The following is a 518-nucleotide window of genomic DNA, read 5'->3' as shown; positions in this document are numbered from 1 at the left end:
GTCACTAATGTGCTGGAACTGCAACACGGCGAGCACGACATCACCCTGATCAACACCGTGCCATCGGCGCTCAAGGCATTATTGGAGTCCGGTGGTTTGAGCGATGGCGTCGATACAGTCAACGTGGCCGGCGAAGCGCTCAAGCGTAGTCTGGTGGAAACACTGTTCGAGCAGACTTCCGTCAAGCGCCTGTGCAACCTCTACGGGCCTTCGGAAACCACGACCTATTCCAGTTGGGTGTCGATGGCCCGTGAAGACGGCTTTGCTGCCCACATCGGCAAACCGGTCGCGAACACCCAGTTCTATCTGCTGGATGAGCATAAGCAGCCGGTGCCATTGGGTGTCCCAGGAGAAATCTACATCGGTGGTGCCGGTGTCGCCCGTGGCTATCTCAATCGCGACGACCTCACCGCCGAGCGTTTCCTCAAGGATCCGTTCAGCAGCGAACCCAACGCCCGGATGTACAAGACCGGCGACCTCGGCCGTTATCTCCCGGACGGCAACATCGAATACCTGGG

At 58.9% G+C, this 518-nt stretch carries 1 protein-coding gene; it reads left to right on the top strand.

Annotated elements, in window-relative coordinates:
- On the top strand, positions 1-518 hold a 518-nt coding region (locus FGE05_RS29635), incomplete at both ends, for an AMP-binding protein (protein ID WP_139650437.1).

The sequence above is a fragment of the Pseudomonas sp. ICMP22404 genome (assembly GCF_006227205.1).
Classification (GTDB): Bacteria; Pseudomonadota; Gammaproteobacteria; order Pseudomonadales; family Pseudomonadaceae; genus Aquipseudomonas.
Note: the sequence above shows the minus strand (reverse complement) of the source record. Positions and strands in the feature narration are given on the sequence as shown.